Genomic DNA, 830 nt, shown 5'->3' on the forward strand with positions numbered 1-830 from the left:
CGCCTGCTCGGCCGAGCTGGTCGAGGCCTGGGCCCCCGGCCGCCGGATGGTCAACGCCTACGGCCCGACCGAGGCGACGGTCGCCGCGACGATGAGCGACCCGCTCACCCCGGGCGGCACGCCGCCGATCGGCCGCCCCGTGAAGGACACGCAGGTACGCCTGCTCGACGCCGCGCTGCGCCCGGTGCCGCCCGGCACGGCCGGCGAGGTGTACCTCTCCGGCGCGGGCGTCACCCGCGGCTACCTGCGCCGGCCCGGGCTGACCGCGGCGCGCTTCGTGGCCGACCCGTTCACGGGCGCCGGCGCCCGGATGTACCGCACCGGCGACGTCGCCCGCTGGGACGCCGACGGCAGCCTGCACTACCTCGGCCGGGTCGACGAGCAGGTCAAGGTCCGCGGCTTCCGCATCGAGCTCGGCGAGGTGCGCGCGGCCCTCGCGTCCCACCCGGACGTCGCCCACGCGGCTGTCGTCGTGCAGGGCGAGCGCCCGGGCGACAAGCGCCTGGTCGGGTACGCCGTCCCCACGCCCGGCACGGACGCCGGCCGCCGCGTCGAGCTGCCCGCGCTGCTGCGCGCCCACGTCGGCGCGGCCCTGCCCGACCACATGGTCCCTGCCGCCGTCGTGCTGCTCGACGCGCTGCCCGTGACGAGCAACGGCAAGCTCGACCGCGCCGCCCTGCCCGCCCCCGACTTCAGCGCCAAGGCCTGCGGCCGGGCGCCGCGCACGGAGCGCGAGCGCGTGCTGTGCGCGCTGTTCGCCGAGGTGCTGCGGCTCCCGGAGGTCGGCGCCGACGACAGCTTCTTCGACCTCGGCGGCGACAGCATCGTCT

At 77.8% G+C, this 830-nt stretch carries 1 protein-coding gene; it reads left to right on the forward strand.

Translation table 11 applies throughout. The annotated features are described in order from the left end of the window. Window positions 1-830, forward strand: an 830-nt coding sequence (locus tag G9H71_RS22895; RefSeq protein ID WP_166285035.1) for a non-ribosomal peptide synthetase, incomplete at both ends; no start/stop codon positions are given.

This window comes from Motilibacter deserti, from assembly GCF_011250635.1.
Taxonomy (GTDB): domain Bacteria; phylum Actinomycetota; class Actinomycetes; order Motilibacterales; family Motilibacteraceae; genus Motilibacter_A; species Motilibacter_A deserti.